This is a genomic window from Saccharopolyspora sp. NPDC002578 (assembly GCF_053592695.1).
Window position 1 is genome coordinate 1 of the sequence record NZ_JBSFWJ010000104.1, and the last position, 14,871, is coordinate 14,871.

At 71.7% G+C, this 14,871-nt stretch carries 14 protein-coding genes; 9 read left to right on the forward strand and 5 right to left on the reverse strand.

Features of this window, described 5'->3' with window-relative positions:
* Positions 1 to 199 precede the first annotated feature (199 nt).
* The 4 genes from ACWD38_RS28310 to ACWD38_RS28325 form a co-directional block, all read right to left on the reverse strand.
* Positions 200 to 1,147 carry a hydroxymethylglutaryl-CoA lyase gene (locus tag ACWD38_RS28310; RefSeq protein ID WP_450125276.1) on the reverse strand — a complete coding sequence of 316 codons (948 nt, stop codon included), beginning with the start codon at positions 1,145 to 1,147 and terminating at the stop codon, positions 200 to 202.
* The gene (locus tag ACWD38_RS28315) at positions 1,144 to 1,662 is read right to left on the reverse strand and encodes a PH domain-containing protein (RefSeq protein ID WP_184482411.1); all 519 of its coding nucleotides are present in this window, start codon (positions 1,660 to 1,662) and stop codon (positions 1,144 to 1,146) included. The genes ACWD38_RS28310 and ACWD38_RS28315 overlap by 4 nt, the downstream gene beginning before the upstream one ends.
* A gap of 174 nt (positions 1,663 to 1,836) precedes the next feature.
* The gene (locus tag ACWD38_RS28320) at positions 1,837 to 2,661 is read right to left on the reverse strand and encodes a biotin--[acetyl-CoA-carboxylase] ligase (RefSeq protein ID WP_184482414.1); all 825 of its coding nucleotides are present in this window, start codon (positions 2,659 to 2,661) and stop codon (positions 1,837 to 1,839) included.
* A gap of 144 nt (positions 2,662 to 2,805) precedes the next feature.
* Entirely contained in the window at positions 2,806 to 4,641 is a 1,836-nt protein-coding gene (locus ACWD38_RS28325; RefSeq protein WP_184482417.1) for a glycoside hydrolase family 3 protein, read from the reverse strand.
* A gap of 357 nt (positions 4,642 to 4,998) precedes the next feature.
* Between ACWD38_RS28325 and ACWD38_RS28330 the strand changes: the two genes are divergently transcribed.
* A complete protein-coding gene (locus tag ACWD38_RS28330) occupies positions 4,999 to 6,927 on the forward strand; it encodes a Xaa-Pro dipeptidyl-peptidase (protein WP_246458441.1) in 1,929 nt (642 codons plus the stop codon).
* Between the two features lie 51 nt (positions 6,928 to 6,978).
* On the opposite strand, the gene ACWD38_RS28335 is transcribed toward ACWD38_RS28330, so the two are convergent.
* On the reverse strand, positions 6,979 to 8,118 hold the full coding sequence (locus ACWD38_RS28335; protein WP_184482420.1) for a S1 family peptidase: 1,140 nt from the start codon (positions 8,116 to 8,118) through the stop codon (positions 6,979 to 6,981).
* A gap of 388 nt (positions 8,119 to 8,506) precedes the next feature.
* Between ACWD38_RS28335 and ACWD38_RS28340 the strand changes: the two genes are divergently transcribed.
* The 8 genes from ACWD38_RS28340 to ACWD38_RS28375 all read left to right on the forward strand — a co-directional run bounded on the left by ACWD38_RS28340 (position 8,507) and on the right by ACWD38_RS28375 (position 14,533).
* Positions 8,507 to 9,127 carry a Maf family protein gene (locus tag ACWD38_RS28340; RefSeq protein ID WP_450125277.1) on the forward strand — a complete coding sequence of 207 codons (621 nt, stop codon included), beginning with the start codon at positions 8,507 to 8,509 and terminating at the stop codon, positions 9,125 to 9,127.
* 338 nt (positions 9,128 to 9,465) lie between these two features.
* Positions 9,466 to 9,543 (forward strand): putative leader peptide, encoded by a 78-nt coding sequence (locus ACWD38_RS28345; protein WP_425503615.1) that lies wholly within the window; start codon positions 9,466 to 9,468, stop codon positions 9,541 to 9,543.
* A gap of 145 nt (positions 9,544 to 9,688) precedes the next feature.
* A complete protein-coding gene (locus ACWD38_RS28350) occupies positions 9,689 to 11,026 on the forward strand; it encodes a dicarboxylate/amino acid:cation symporter (protein WP_450125278.1) in 1,338 nt (445 codons plus the stop codon).
* A 114-nt stretch (positions 11,027 to 11,140) separates the two neighbouring features.
* The gene (locus ACWD38_RS28355) at positions 11,141 to 11,512 is read left to right on the forward strand and encodes a DUF1707 domain-containing protein (RefSeq protein WP_184482430.1); all 372 of its coding nucleotides are present in this window, start codon (positions 11,141 to 11,143) and stop codon (positions 11,510 to 11,512) included.
* A 62-nt stretch (positions 11,513 to 11,574) separates the two neighbouring features.
* Positions 11,575 to 12,312 (forward strand): DUF3558 domain-containing protein, encoded by a 738-nt coding sequence (locus ACWD38_RS28360; RefSeq protein ID WP_184482433.1) that lies wholly within the window; start codon positions 11,575 to 11,577, stop codon positions 12,310 to 12,312.
* A 247-nt stretch (positions 12,313 to 12,559) separates the two neighbouring features.
* Positions 12,560 to 12,835: a hypothetical protein gene (locus tag ACWD38_RS28365; RefSeq protein ID WP_246457091.1), complete on the forward strand. Its 276-nt coding sequence runs from the start codon at positions 12,560 to 12,562 to the stop codon at positions 12,833 to 12,835.
* Between the two features lie 31 nt (positions 12,836 to 12,866).
* Positions 12,867 to 13,730, forward strand: a complete 864-nt coding sequence (locus ACWD38_RS28370) for a PPE domain-containing protein (protein WP_184482439.1) — start codon at positions 12,867 to 12,869, stop codon at positions 13,728 to 13,730.
* On the forward strand, positions 13,727 to 14,533 hold the full coding sequence (locus tag ACWD38_RS28375; RefSeq protein ID WP_184482441.1) for an ESX secretion-associated protein EspG: 807 nt from the start codon (positions 13,727 to 13,729) through the stop codon (positions 14,531 to 14,533). Before ACWD38_RS28370 ends, ACWD38_RS28375 begins: the two co-directional genes overlap by 4 nt.
* The last annotated feature ends 338 nt before the right edge of the window (positions 14,534 to 14,871 follow it).

The window sequence follows — 14,871 nt, forward strand, 5'->3', positions numbered from 1 at the left end:
CACTCGGGAAAAAGATCCCGCAGCGAGAGACCGACTGAGGTTCCGCTACCCGGACACCCCAGCAACACCAGCCGTGGAAGCAATCAGTAAACCCGACATTCCACGCACCACCGCAACCACACGCCCAGCCGGGGAAGGCTCCAAAACCCCCACGTCAAGCCGAACCCGACTAGGGCCGCAAAGCGCGGGGCGGGGTTCTTCAGGTGAGGGCTTTGACCACTCGGGAGGGGCTGGGGCGCCCGAGGTGTTCGGCCAGCCAGGTGCTGGTGGCCGCCAAGGCCCGGAGGTCTACGCCGTGGTGGATGCCCAGGCCGTCGAGCATCCAGATCAGGTCTTCGGTGGCCAGGTTGCCGGTGGCGGACTTCGCGTAGGGGCAGCCGCCGAGGCCGCCCGCCGAGGAGTCCACGGTGGTCACTCCTTGGCTGAGTGCGGCGTAGGTGTTCGCCAGCGCTTGGCCGTAGGTGTCGTGGAAGTGCACCGCCAGCTGCGAGACCGGCACGCCCGCCGCGGTGAACGCCCGCAGCACCGACTCCACCTGGCCCGGGGTGGCGACGCCGATGGTGTCGCCGAGCGAGAGCTGCGCGCAGCCCATCTCCAGCAGCCGCCGACCGGCCGACACGACCTGCTCGACCGGCACCGGCCCTTCCCACGGGTCGCCGAACACCATCGACAGGTACCCGCGCACCGCGATCCCCTCGCCGACCGCGCGGTGCACCACCGGCTCGAACATCGCGAACTGCTCGTCCAAGCCCCGGTTCAGGTTGCGCCGGGTGAAGGACTCGGTGGCGGCGGCGAAGATCGCGATGTCGCGCACTCCCGCCTCCAGCGCCCGGTCGAGGCCGCGGGCGTTGGGCACCAGGACCGGGTACCGCACCCCGTCCCGCTGCTCCAGCCCGGCGAGCACTTCGGCGGCGTCGGCGAGCTGCGGCACCCACTCCGGGCGCACGAAGCTGGTGGTCTCCACGATGCTCAGCCCCGCGGCGCCGAGCCGGTGCAGGAATTCGAGCTTCACCTCGACCGGGACGACGCCCTGCTCGTTCTGCAGCCCGTCGCGCGGCCCGACCTCCCAGATCGTCACCGCGTCCGGCAGCCCGGCCGGCTCCGGCGACGGCACCCGTGCGGGCAAGCCCAGGTCCAGGGTGCTCATCGGCGTTCCCACCTCTCCTGGTCGTCCTGCTCGGACTCGTCGTTGACCTCGCGGTAGAGCAGCGTGTGCACCCGCTCCACCTTGGGGATGTCGTCGAACTCCAGCGGCTCGTCGGACGCCGACTCGACGATCAGCGTGCCGCAGCCGAAGAGGCGGTCCACGATGCCGTGGCTGAACCGGACGCTGTTGATGCGCCACATCGGGATGTCCACACCGGTGCGGGTGAACACGCCTTCGCGCACCATCAACCGCCGCGAGGTGACCACGAAGTGGGTCGTGCGCCAGCGGACCAGCGGCGCCAGCGTCCACCAGATGATCAGCACCCCGCCGACCGCGCCGAGGGCGATCCACAGCGGCACGTTCCAGGGCAGCTCGGCGGCCAGCGCCGCGAGGTAGGAACCCCCGCCGACCACGATCAAGAACAGCACCACCGGGACGACGAGCATCTTCCAGTGCGGGTGCGTGTGCACCACCACGTACTCGTCTTCACTCAGCAAGCCGTCCGGATATGCCACCGGAGATCCCTCCCTCAATCACCACCGTCGATCACGCTACCCGCCCGGGATGCGTCGCGGGACGCGCTGCGCAGCGGGTCGAGCGGCGGAACCCGGGCGGCGGTCCGGGTGCGCGGTCGCTGCTCGGCGACCCTGCCGCTGAGCAGGACGAACGGGTCGAGGACGTGCCGGGCGTCAGCTCGGGCGGAGGTGGACGACGTCGCCCGCCGAGACGGGGGTGCTGGCGCCGTCGACTCCGCGCACCACCAGGCGTCCGCCCACGTCGATGTCGGTGGCCGTGCCGAGCAGGTCGTTCCCGCCGAGCTCCACCCGGATCCGCTGCCCGAGCGTGCCGCACAACCGCTGGTAGCGGTCCAGCAGGCCGCTCGCCACCACGTCCCCGTCCGCCGCGCGCCACAGGTCGTCGGCGGCGGCGAGCGCGGTGAGCAGGCGGACCGCGAACTCCTGGCGGTCCACGGCGACCCCTTGCTCGGCGAGCGAGGTCGCGGGCAGCCCGCCCGCTCCCTTCGGCAGGTCGTCGGCGCCGTGGTGGACGTTGACGCCCATGCCGAGCACGATTCCGAGGCCTTCGGCGGTGCTGACCGCTTCGGCGAGGATGCCTGCGGCTTTGCGCCAGCCGTCCCCGTCGCCGAGCAGCAGGTCGTTGGGCCACTTCAACGTCGCGGACACCCCGAACATGTCCCGCACCGTCTCGGCGAGCGCGACACCGGCGATCAGCGGCAGCCACGCGAGCGCGCTCTGCGGCACCGCCTCCGGGCGCAGCACCACGCTGACGTGCAGGCCGTAGCCGCGCGGCGAGATCCACGAGCGCTGCAACCGGCCGCGACCGGCCTGCTGCTCCTCGGCGAACAGCACCGTGCGGTCGGCCGCGCCCTCGCCGACGGCGGCGACCAGGTCCGTGTTCGTCGACCCGGTCACGGTGACCACGTCGAGCGCCGAGTACGGACCCTCGTCCACCAACCGCCTGCGCAGGTCCGTCACGTCGAGCAGAGCAACCATTCCCCCAGGTTACGAGCGCTCACCGCCCGGCCCGCCACCGACCTGGGCCACCGCCCCCCGAACGCGGCACGGCCGCGGCGCCGAGTGCGCGCCGCGGCCGTGCCCACCTCGCCCCCGCTCCTGACCAGCGGGTGCGGGCGTCGATCAGTAGGTCAGGCCGAAGCCGAGCGGGAACAGCGGCTGCTGGCCGTCGCCCGCGTTGATGGGCTGCTGGTCGAACGAGCCCATCCAGGTCATCGGCAGCTTCCCGCTCGGGGCGTGGTCCCCGAACAGCACGTCGGCCACGCCCTGGCCTTCGGTGCCGGGCAGCCACGACGCGAGCAGCGCGTTCCAGCCCTCGACCTCACCGCCGATGTCCAGCGGACGCCCGGACACGGTCACCACGACCACCGGCACCCCGGATTCGCGCAGCTTCGCGATGGTGGCGAGGTCCTCGTCGTCGAGCTTGAGGTCCTCGGGCCGGTCGCCTTCGTACTCGGCGTAGGGGGTCTCGCCGACGACCACGACCGCGGCGCCGTAGCTGTCGTCGATGCCTTCGCCGTCGCGCGAGTAGGTCACCTCGGTGTCCGGAGCGGCCTGCCGGATGCCGTCGAGGATCGTGGTGCCCTCGGTGATGTCCCCGCTGGAGCCCTGCCAGGTGATGGTCCAGCCACCGGTCTGGTTGCCGATGTCGTCGGCGTTCTTGCCCGCCACGAACAGCTTCCCGCCGTCCTTGGACAGCGGGAGCACGCCGTCGTTCTTGAGCAGCACCTGCGATTCGCGGACCGCCTCGCGGGCCAGCTCGCGGTGCTCGGCCGAACCGACCGACGGCAGCAGGTCGCGCTGCGCGAAGGGGTTCTCGAACAGGCCCAGCTCGAACTTCTTGGTGAGCACCCGGCGGTTCGCGTCGTCGATGCGCTCCATCGGGACCTGGCCGGAGTCGACCTCCGCGCGCAGGTACTCCAGGAACAGCTCGTGGTTCTCCGACATCATGATCATGTCGAGCCCGGCGTTGACGGAGTCCCGCACCTCGTCGCGGGTGAACTCCTCCTCCTGGCCGTCGATCTTGTCGATCGCGTCGTAGTCGGACACGACCAGGCCGTCGAAGCCGAGCTCGTCCTTGAGCACGTCGGTGACCAGGTAGCGGTTGGCGTGCAGCTTCACGTCGTTCCAGCTGCTGTAGGACACCATCACCGAGCCGACACCGCGGTCGATCGCGGCCTGGAACGGCGGCAGGTGGACGTCGCGCAGCTCCTGCTCGCTGAGCTCCGCGTTGCCCTGGTCGTCGCCGCCGGTGGTGCCGCCGTCGCCGATGTAGTGCTTGGCGGTGGCCAGCACCGACGTGGGCGAACCGCCCAGCTGCTCGCCCTGCAGGCCGGTGACCGCGCTCGCCATGGCCGTGACCTGCTCCGGCGTCTCGCCGAAGGATTCGTAGGTGCGTCCCCAGCGGTCGTCGCGCGCCACGCACAGGCACGGGGCGAAGTCCCAGTCGATGCCGGTGGCGGCGACCTCTTCGGCGGTGGCGGCGCTGATGCGCTGCACCAGGTCGGGGTCTCCCGCGGCGCCGAGGCCGATGTTGTGCGGGTAGATCGTGGCGCCCTGCACGTTGTTGTGCCCGTGCACCGCGTCCACGCCGTAGATCAGCGGGATGCCGAGCGGCGTGTCCAGGGCGGCGCGCTGGTAGGCGTCGTACATGTCCGCCCACGCCTCCGGCGTGTTCGGTTCCGGAGCGGACCCGCCGCCGCTGAGCACCGAGCCCACCCGGTGCTTCGCGGCCTCCTCCGGAGGTGCCGCGACCCGTTCGACCTGCACCATCTGGCCGAGCTTGTCGTCCAGGGACATCCGCGACATCAGGTCGTCGACCCGTTCCGGGATGGGCGCGGTGGGGTCGCGGTAGTCGATCGGGTCGGCCATCGCCGGCGCCAGGCCGGTGGTGAGCAGTGCGATCGTCGCCAGTCCGGCGGTGGCCAGCGACGATCTCCGCAAGCGGTTGCCCCGCATCCGTTCTCCTCCTTGAGAGCGTTCCGAGCGCGCGTTCGGCGATGAAGCCCGCGCTCCGGCCAACCTATGGGAGCGCTCTCACGCCTCCTACCTCCAAACGGAGCCCGCTCTGGACCGATTTCGGGCCAAAGTGAACGGACCGTTCGCCCAACGGGATGGGACCAACGGTCCGTTCACTCCCAACCCGAACTGAGTCAACGGCCCGTTTGCCCAATCCCATGGGACGAACGGTCCGTTCACTCCCGCGGCCACACTTTCGGCAGTGGTCTGGACATGATCTCGGCACCTAAGCTGCCGTGAAGATCATCGGAGGTGGCCGTGCCGACATTCGCTTCCCCGCGCCGAGCACCGGCGCTCCTGCTCTGCGGCGCGCTGCTGGCGCTGACCGCGACACCCGCCCTCGCCGCGCCAGGAGCACCGGCCGACGCCGCGCGACCGGCACCCGAACCGCGCAGCCAGCCCGTCTTCGCCGACGAACCCGTGCGCGAAACGGTGTGGGTCGACACCGGGCTGGACGGCGACGGCGACGGGACGACCGACCGGGTCGCCGCCGACATCGCCCGGCCGCGGACCGACGCGCCCACTCCGGTGATCATGGACGCGAGCCCCTACTACTCGTGCTGCGGACGCGGCAACGAGAACGAGCTCAAGACCTACGACGACGAGGGCCGCCCGGTCGGCTTCCCGCTGTTCTACGACAACTACTTCGTGCCGCGCGGCTACTCGACGGTGCTCGTGGACCTGGCGGGCACGAACCGCGCGCAGGGCTGCGCCGACGTCGGCGGCGCCTCCGACGTGACCTCGGCGAAAGCCGTGATCGACTGGTTGAACGGCCGCGCGAAGGGCTACGACGCCGCCACCGGCGGAGCCGAGGTCGGCGCCGGCTGGTCGACCGGCGACGTCGGCATGATCGGCAAGTCCTACGACGGCACGATCGCCAACGGCGTCGCCGCGACCGGCGTGGAAGGCCTGCGCACCATCGTGCCGATCGGGGCGATCAGCTCCTGGTACGACTACTACCGCTCCGACGGCGTCTCCTTCGGCGCCGACCCGAGCGGGCTGGCCGAGACCGTCGAGGACGGTGGCAGGCCGGAGTGCGCCGCCGTCAAGCAACGGCTCGACGAAGGCGCCCCGGCCAACGGCGACGTCACCCCGCTGTGGACCGAGCGCGACCACGTGCCCGACGCGGCGAACGTGACCGCGAGCGTGTTCGCGGTGCACGGCCTCAACGACCTCAACGTCAAGACCATCCAGTTCGGGCAGTGGTGGGACGCGCTGGCCGCCCACGACGTGCCGCGCAAGGTGTGGCTGAGCCAGACCGGCCACGTCGACCCCTTCGACTTCCGCCGCGCCGAGTGGGTGGACACGCTGCACCGCTGGTTCGACCACGCGCTGCTCGGCATGGACAACGGCATCGACGCCGAGCCCGCCGCCAGCGTCGAACGAGCCCCGGACGAGTGGTCCGACGAGCCCTCCTGGTCCGGCGAGACCGCGGCTCCGACCGCGCTGCACCCCGTTCCCGGCGAGACCGACGGGCTCGGCGGGCTCACCAGCGCCCCCGCTCCCGCCGACGCGCGCGCCTCGTTCACCGACGACCCGCGGCAGGACGAGTACGCCTGGGCGCAGCAGCCCGACCAGGCGTCCCCGGCGCGCTCGCTGTTCACCAGCGCCCCGCTGCAGGAGGACCTGCGGCTGGCGGGCACCGGGTCGATCTCGGTGACCGCGAGCCCGTCCACCTCCAGCGCGCACCTGTCGGCGGTGCTCGTCGACTACGGCCCCGCCACCACCCGCGACCACCTGGGCGACGGCGAGGGCATCCGCACGCTGGAGACCGAGTCGTGCTGGGGCGAGAGCCGCGACGGCGACGACGCCTGCTACCGCGACACCGAGGCCACCACGGCCGACGTGGACTACCGGATCGTCTCGCGCGGCTGGGCCGACCTGGCCAACCACGAGTCGCTGGAGCAGGAGTCCCCGCTGACGCCCGGCGACCCGCACGAGATGACGTTCCGCCTGTCCACCGCCGATCACGTGATCCCCGCCGGGCACCGGCTCGGGCTGATCATCGCCGGTACCGACGGCGCGTTCATCACCGCTCCGGACGAACCCGGCCGGGTCGACCTCGACCTGGCGGGCACCGCGGTGTCGCTGCCGATCGTCGGCGGATCCGGTGCCGCGGTGAAGGCCGGGCTCGACGCCCCCGCGACCGGCACCGCCGCGGTCCGGCCGGAACGCGCACCGGCCCGCCCCGAGATCCACCTCAACGGCGGCTCCTTCACCGGCTGAGCGGCGCGAGGCCTGCCCGGCACCCCGCCGGGCAGGCCCGCTACCGCAGGATCAGCCCGTGACCAGGGACAAGCCGTAGGCGCTGAGCGCTTCGCCGACCGGCTGGAAGTACGTGGTGCCGCCCGACGAGCAGTTCCCGGAGCCGCCCGAGGTCATGCCCTGGGCCTGGTTCCCGCTGATGAACGAGCCGCCGGAGTCACCCGGTTCGGCGCACACGTTGGTCTGGGTGAGCCCGCTGACCGCGCCTTCCGCGTAGCGCACCGTCTGGTTCAGCGCCTGCACGGAACCGCAGTGCCACCCGGTGGTCGACCCGGAGCGGCAGATCGACGAGCCCGCGGGCGCCGTGCCGTGCCCGGTGACGACCCGCGCGCTGCCGTTGTACATGTCGACCCACGGCCGGGCCGTCCAGCTGCTGTTCGCCGACACCCACGCGTAGTCGTTGCCGGGGAACGAGGAGCCCTGGAAGGAGCCGAGCGCGGCCTGGTTGTACCCGGAGGCCGAGGTCCCCGGGGTGCCGCAGTGCCCGGCGGTGACCATGCCGAAGCCGCCGCTGGAGGTCCGGACGGGGAACCCGACCGAGCAGCGACCGCCGCCCATGTAGAACGCCTGGCCGCCGACCAGGTCGTAGAGGGTGCGCGGCGCTTCGGCGACCTCGTCGACCCGGATCGGGGCGTCGGCGGCGACGTCGGCGAGGTAGGTCTCGGTGGCCGCGTCCCTGGCGCCTTCGCGGACGTTGACGACGACGGTGTTGGCGATCTCGTCGACGTACCAGCCGGTGACCGACGCGGGCGCGGTGCTCTCCGCGCTGTCGAGCTCCGCTTTGACGGCGTCGAGTTCGCCGCTGCTGTGCGCCACGACCCGGGCTTGCGCTCCGGTGGAGCGCACTTCGGCGAGCTTCGCGGCGTCGGTGACGCCGACGACGAGCTTGCCGAGTTCGGCGTCGAAGTGCGCGCCGCCGAACGCCGCGCCCAGCGAGCCGCGGACCTGCTGGTCGATGTCCCGCGCCGCGTCCTCCTGGGCCAGCCGGGTCTGCGCCTGCTGCGCGGTCAGGCCGAAGTCGCGCTGCATGGCCGTGATCAGTTCGGGGGATTGCGGTGGGGGCGCGGCGACGGCGGGCATCGCCCACGCGGTCACGGTGCCCGCGGCGAGCAGCGCCGCACCTGTCAGCCGAAGGGTTCGCTTGCGACTCATCGTTGGTCTCCCTCGATATCCGCGATGACGGGTGGAGCCGGCCCGCGTGCTCGGACGTGATCGGCGTTCGAGCGCGCGGGAACGCGGACGGACGTCCGCGATGTGGGGGGAAGTGCTGACCGGCCGTTGGGGCGGGCCGGGTTCCGGAAGGAAGTTGATCCACGTGGAACCGAGCTGGTCGTTCGCGGACCGGTGAGCGCCGCCGGTGTCCGCAAGAAGGACATTAGGAATCTTCCGCCTGAACCAGGCACCGCCATTAGAGCTATGCCGTTCACTGGGAACGCACGAAACCGCACCGCACAGGCTTGTGCTCGGCGGTCGGCGACGGCACGGGGAGGCGAGCGCGGCACCCGGGATCGCAGCGGTCGGCGCCGACTACAGTCGGCCCGTGCGTTTTGTGCTCGCTTCCGCGTCCCCCGCCCGCCTCGCCGTGCTGCGCGCCGCCGGCATCGACCCCGTGGTGCGCGTGTCCGGGGTGGACGAGGACGCCGTCGCCGCTGCGCTGACCGACCCCGCGCCGGGCGAGCTGGTCACCGCGCTGGCGCTGGCCAAGGCCGAAGCGGTGCTGCCCGACGTGGACGGGGACGCCGTCGTCGTCGGTTGCGACTCGATGCTGTCCATCCACGGCGAGGTCGTCGGCAAACCGGGCGAGCCGGAGATCGCGGCGAAGCGCTGGCGGGCGATGGCCGGCGGCACCGGGGAACTGCTCACCGGGCACGCCGTGGTGCGGTTGCGCGACGGCGAAGTGGTGGCGCGCGCGCACGACCACAAGGTCACCGTGGTCCGCTTCGCGGAGCCGAGCGAGGCCGAACTGGAGGCCTACGTCGGCACCGGGGAACCGCTGCGCGTCGCGGGCGGGTTCACCCTCGACGGCCTCGGCGGCTGGTTCGTGGAGGGCGTGGACGGCGACCCGTCGAGCGTGATCGGCATCAGCCTGCCCCTCACCCGCGGCCTGCTCTCCCAAGTCGGCATCAGCGTCACCGACCTCTGGACACCCCAACAGCACTGACCGCCCGCGATTTCTCGCGAAATTGAACGCGCCCGGCGCGTCGGACACCCCTGTGGACAACCGTCGTAGCCGCTCACCGCGGGTGCCGGGGCCGCGGAAGGCGGGTTTCACCCCGTTCAGGTGGTGCAATTTCTCGCGAAATCGCGGGAATGGTCCACAACGTGACCGCGGGCGTGTCGGACGAGCCGCCCAAGATCGAATGCTCGGGCGGGGCGCGCTCGACGAGCCCGGGAGCCGGAGCCGGGGCGTCCACCCCGCACGGAACCGCTGGTGAACGTGAACACAATTCGGTTAATTCGGGATGGTCTGGACCGAGCACCGGGTTACAACTGTTCGCGATGGGAGCTCAGCGGCGTTATCTGACTTCACGCCTGCACGTCGATCTGCGACGGCAGGCCAGCAGCGTCTGTCCCTGACCGGACCTCCCCGGCCGGTGATCCACCGGCCGCGCGTCGCGGTCGCCGCAGCCTGAAGCCCCAGCGCGCTCCGCCGCGGCACCGCCTCCAGCGCACCCTCCCCCGGCGCCACCACGCGTCGCCTCGCGAACCTCAGGAGATCCCTGTGTCCACCACCCCTGCGCCGGAACGGCGACGACTCCGGTTCAACCCGAAGTACTTCGCCGTGGCCGTCGTCGCCTCCCTCGTGCTCGGTGCGCTGCTCGGCTGGATCGCGAAGTCGACCGGAGCCGAGTGGCTGATCACCACGCTGGACACGATCGGCTCCACGTTCACCAACCTGCTCACCTTCACCGTGCTGCCGCTGATCTTCACGGCGATCGTCGTGGGCATCACGAGCCTGCGCGCCGTCGGCGGCGGGCGGACCGCGGCCCGGCTCGGCGGCAAGACCGCGCTCTGGTTCGCGATCACCTCGCTGATCGCCGTGGTCATCGGCCTCGCCGTCGGGCGGATCATCCAGCCCGGTCAGGGCCTGGTGCTCGAACCCGACCCGGAGCGGCTGAAGTCGATCGGCGAGAAGACCCAGGGCTCCTGGCTCGACCTGATCAACGGACTGATCCCGAACAACCTGGTGAGCGCCTTCTCCGAGGGCGAGACGCTGCAGGTGGTGTTCGTCGCGCTGATCATCGGTGCCGCCGCCTACAGCCTCGGCGACACGGCGAAGCCGTTCGTGGACTTCAACCGCTCGGCGTTCGAGGTCATCCAGCGCGTGCTGGGCTGGATCATCCGGCTCGCCCCGCTGGGCACCCTCGGCCTGATCGGCAACGCCGTGGCCACCTACGGCAACGAGTTCTTCGCGCCGCTGCTCAAGCTCATCGGCGCCACCTACCTGGGCTGCGCGCTGGTGCTGTTCGTCGTCTACCCGGTACTGCTGCGGTTCGTGGCGAAGGTGAGCCCGGCGACGTTCTTCGCGAAGGCGTGGACGGTGCTGCAGTTCGCCTTCGTGTCCCGCTCGTCGAGCGCGAGCCTGCCGCTGAGCAGGCAGACCGCGGAGAACCTCGGGGTCAGCAGCTCGTACGCGAACTTCGCGGTGCCGCTGGCGACGACGACCAAGATGGACGGGTGCGCGGCGATCTACCCGGCGGTGGGCGCGATCTTCATCGCGAACCTGTTCGGCATCCAGCTGGGGCCGGTGCAGTACCTGACGATCGTGGCGGTCGCCGTGTTCGGTTCCATCGCCACCGCCGGGGTCACGGGCTGGTTCACCATGCTCACCCTCACCGTGAGCGCGCTCGGCTTCCCGCCGGAGGTCGTGGCCACCGGCATCGCCGTGGCCTACGCCGTGGACCCGATCATGGACATGGCGCGGACCGCGACGAACGTGGCGGGCCAGATCGTGGTCCCCACCGTCGTCGCCCGCGGCGAGGGCCTGCTCGACGACGAGGTCCTCAACGCGCCGAGCGCACCTCCGCTGCTGGCGTCGGACCGCGCCGCCACCGCCTGAGGCGAGGTGCCCTCCGGTCGCCCGGCCGGAGGGCACCGCCGTCCTGCGTCCGGCCGCCGGAGAACTGCTCCCGCACCGGCGGATCCACCGCGGGACGGCGCCTAGGATGGCGAGGTGCGTGAGAGGGACAAGAACCTGCGGATCGGCGATGCCGAACGGGAAACAGCGATCACGCTGCTCGGCGACCACCTCAGCTCCGGCAGGCTGGACCTCGTCGAATACGACGAGCGCTGCGCCCGAGCCGCCGCCGCCCGCAGCAAGGCCGATCTCCGAGCGCTGTTCACCGACCTCCCCGCCGCCGGCGCGGCGCCCGCCGGAACCTGGTCCCCGGACAAGGCTCCCGCGCGGCCACGTCCCCGCACGGAGATCCTGCTCGGACTGGGCGGCGCGGCGCTGCTGCTCGTCCTCGTCGCGGTGACCCGCGATCTCTGGCTGCTGGCGTTCCTCGGGGTGTTCGTCATCGCATGGGCGCTGCGCAGGCGATGACGACTCGCGGCGCGCGACGGAGTTCACCCGAGACCGACGCCGCCTTCGTTACGGTGAAGCTCATGCAAAGCTCGCGGACCGCCACAGCGCGGAGCGGCCGGACGTCGGCCGGGCGGCTGGGCGGAGTGTGCGCGGCAGGACTGCTCGCCCTCTCCGGATGCGGAATCCTCCGGTCCGAGCCCGCCGCGGAGACACCGGCCCCTGCCCCGCCTCCGCCGCCCATCCCCACTTCGAGCACGCCGCCGCCTCCGCCGCCCCGGCCGTTCGAGCTGACCATGACCGATGTGGACCCGTGCGAACTGCTCACCGAGGACCAGCGCGGGCAGCTCGGGTTCAACCGGGACCCGCTGGCCGACACCGAGGGCGGTTTCGGCGACGCTCCCACCTGCAGCTTCCGCAACACCACGGCGAAGGTCGGGGCGCGGCTGTCGCTGATCACCACCGAGTCGATGAGCGTGTGGACCGACGACACCGCCCAGGTGCAGGCCACGCCCGTCGTGATCCACGGCTTCCCGGCGCTCGTGATCAAGACGCCCGACCTGGACCTGTCCTGCAACGTGGCCGTGGACGTCGCCGAAGGCGAACACCTCGACGTGCTCTACCGCGACGACGGCGGACAACCCGCCCCGCCGCTGGACGCCCTGTGCGCCGGGGCGCAGCGCGTCGCCGAGGACGCCGTGACCTCGCTGGCCGACCCGGCGCCGGAGACCTCGGACACGTCGGCGTCCTCCGAGGACGCCGCGGAGTCCACGACCTCCGAGTCCTCGGAGCCACTGGTCACCCCCCGACCGACGGACTGAACGCGCGCACGAGCGCCAACGTCGTGCCGCCGATCAGCCGATCGGCGTTGATACTCACCGCGTTTGGAGCACTCCCCACCGTGACGAATAGTGATTAGAGTGAGCGCGGACGTTTTACCCGTGGGAGGGAAACCCCGTGCCGCTGTATTCGCCGTCGGGGGACGGCTCGCCGGATTACACCGCGCCATCGGGACCACCCGGCGCCGGTGGATCGATGCGGGTCGAGCCCACCGCCATTCCGGGCCTCGTGAGCGCCTTACAGTCCTCGCTGGACCAGGTGGGCGTCGAGATCGAGCACGCCATCACCGAGCTGCGCATCCGGCCGTGGGCCGGGGATCCGATCAGCAGCACCGCGGCCGAGCAGTTCAACCAGCGCTCCGTCGGCGGCGACCAGGACGCGCTGACCGCGCTGTGCGGCTACCGCGACCAGCTGCAGTCGGCCGCGGAATCGCTGCAACTGGCCAACCAGCACTACCAGGACACCGACGACGTCAACGCGGTGCGCCTCGGCGGAGGGTGCTGACCGTGACCGGTGCGATGGGAGGCGGAACCCGATGAGCGATCATCGCTGGCAGGGCTACCGCCACGAAGAGCTCTACGAGCAGATCCACCAGGGACCGGGTGCGGACGGTTCGACGGATTCGGTGCGCCGCTGGAGCGAGCTGACCCGGACCCTCGGCAACATCGACGGCGATCTCGCCGCGGCGCTGAACTCCGCCATGTCGGGCTGGCAGGGCGACGCCGCCGAGAACGCGCGCGGCGGGATCCGGCCGCTGGGCGACTGGGCGTTGCAGGCCCAGCAGGCCGCCGAGCTGATGCGGGACCGCACCGAGCAGCAGGCCACGTTCGTCGGCAAGGCGCGCGCGGACATGCCGCAGCCGCAGCCGACGACCACCGAGGACCCCGGTAGCGCGATCACCGGTCTGGTGCACCTGTTCGGCGGGCAGACCGACTACGAGGTCCAGGAGGCGAAGCAGAACGCCGCCGAGCAGCGCGCGTTCGAGGTGATGCGGACCTACGAGGCCTCCACCCAGGCGAACACGACCTCGCTGGCCTCCTTCACGCCGCCGCCGCAGGTCGTCGTCGACGGTCCGGCTTCCTCCCCCGGCGCCCCGAAGGCGTGGCAGCAGCCGGGCATCACGATCAGCTGGGGCGGCACGCCGGTGCCCGCTCCGCGCGCCGCACCGGGTTCCACCGCCGGCGTCCAGGGCTCGCGCAGGCAATCCGGGCGCGGCGGCGGGCGCGGCGCCGAACGCGGCCGGACCCACCCGACCGGTTCGGGCGGTGGCCGGACGCGGCGCCGCGACGACGACTCGGTGGACCGCGCGGTGACCGAGCGGGTCGGCGACGGCACCGGATTCTTCGACGAACCGCAAACCCTGTCCCGCCCGGTCATCGGCGGGGACCTCGACCGATGATCGACGGCGCCGCCCTCGCGGGGGCGGGCCCGGTCCGGTTGTCCGCGTTGGAGTTCGACGTGCTCGTCGAGCACTTGGGACTGGACACGATGCCGCTGGTGCTGCGGGTTCCGTCGCCGGGACGCACCTGGTCGGAACGGGCGGAGCTGGCGGAATCGGTGTGGCGGGCGCTGGGTTCGCGGCGGCTCGGCGATCGCCGCGACCTCGATCCGGCGCTGGAGCGGATGCTGCGGCTGCTCGCCCATCCCCGCTCCGAACTGGACGGGCGGACCTGGTTCGACCGCAGCGTCCGGGTGCTCGCGGCGTCCGGCGTGCCGGACGGCAGCGGCGCGGACGCGGTGCTGGTCGTCAAGGACGAGGACGCGCTGACCTTGCGGCCGGTGTCGGCATCGGGACTGGCGCGGGAGGCGACCTCGGTGCTGCCGGTCCTGGCGGCCGGACCGGGACGGTCGGTGACGGTGCGCAGCGCGGACCTCGACGAGGCCGCGGCCGGGACCGGCGGGAACACCGAGGCGTTGGAAGGCGAACTGGTGCGCCGCGGCGTGCGCGGCGACGACGCGGAGATGCTGACGTCGATGGTCCGCGAAGCGGGAGCGCGCGGTCAGTTCGGCGCTGCGGCGCGCGACCGGCTGGGCCGCCGGGTGCGGGCGCAGCGGGTCGTCGGCTTCTTCGACACCCCGCACGGCCGCTACGCGCAGCTGCGCCGCGACTCCCCCTCCGGCGATTCCTGGAGCACGATCGCCCCGGCCGATACCCGCCGCATGACCGCCCACGTCGAAGAACTGCTCACCGACCTCAGCTGAACGAACGCAGCGGACCGCCCGTCCACGAAGGACGAACGGTCCGCTGCGCGCCCGATGAGCCAGGAAGGGCCTTCGTCAGCTGCCCTGCCCCATCAGCGGCGGAGCCGCTGAGTAACCAGCCTGGGCCCTCAGTGAGAAAGCCGCTGACGGCTGCCTTTGATCTTGCCACTCCAGGTGAGCGACGTCGTTGGTCCTTTTCCTGTCAGCGGCGAAGCCGCTGAGCAGTGACCGGCTTGAGCAGAACGACCACCGGCGGGTTCTCAGCGGTTTCCTCGCGAGGACGGCTTTTTTCCTCGTGGCGGAGCCACTTGGAAAAAAGATCCCGCAGCGAGGAAACC

Coding starts and splice junctions, on each gene's coding strand:
- ACWD38_RS28310 (WP_450125276.1), bottom strand. CDS start 1,147: ATGAGCACCCTGGACCTGGGCTTGCCCGCACGGGTGCCGTCGCCGGAG.
- ACWD38_RS28320 (WP_184482414.1), bottom strand. CDS start 2,661: ATGGTTGCTCTGCTCGACGTGACGGACCTGCGCAGGCGGTTGGTGGAC.
- ACWD38_RS28325 (WP_184482417.1), bottom strand. CDS start 4,641: ATGCGGGGCAACCGCTTGCGGAGATCGTCGCTGGCCACCGCCGGACTG.
- ACWD38_RS28335 (WP_184482420.1), bottom strand. CDS start 8,118: ATGAGTCGCAAGCGAACCCTTCGGCTGACAGGTGCGGCGCTGCTCGCC.
- ACWD38_RS28345 (WP_425503615.1), top strand. CDS start 9,466: ATGGGAGCTCAGCGGCGTTATCTGACTTCACGCCTGCACGTCGATCTG.
- ACWD38_RS28360 (WP_184482433.1), top strand. CDS start 11,575: ATGCAAAGCTCGCGGACCGCCACAGCGCGGAGCGGCCGGACGTCGGCC.
- ACWD38_RS28370 (WP_184482439.1), top strand. CDS start 12,867: ATGAGCGATCATCGCTGGCAGGGCTACCGCCACGAAGAGCTCTACGAG.
- ACWD38_RS28375 (WP_184482441.1), top strand. CDS start 13,727: ATGATCGACGGCGCCGCCCTCGCGGGGGCGGGCCCGGTCCGGTTGTCC.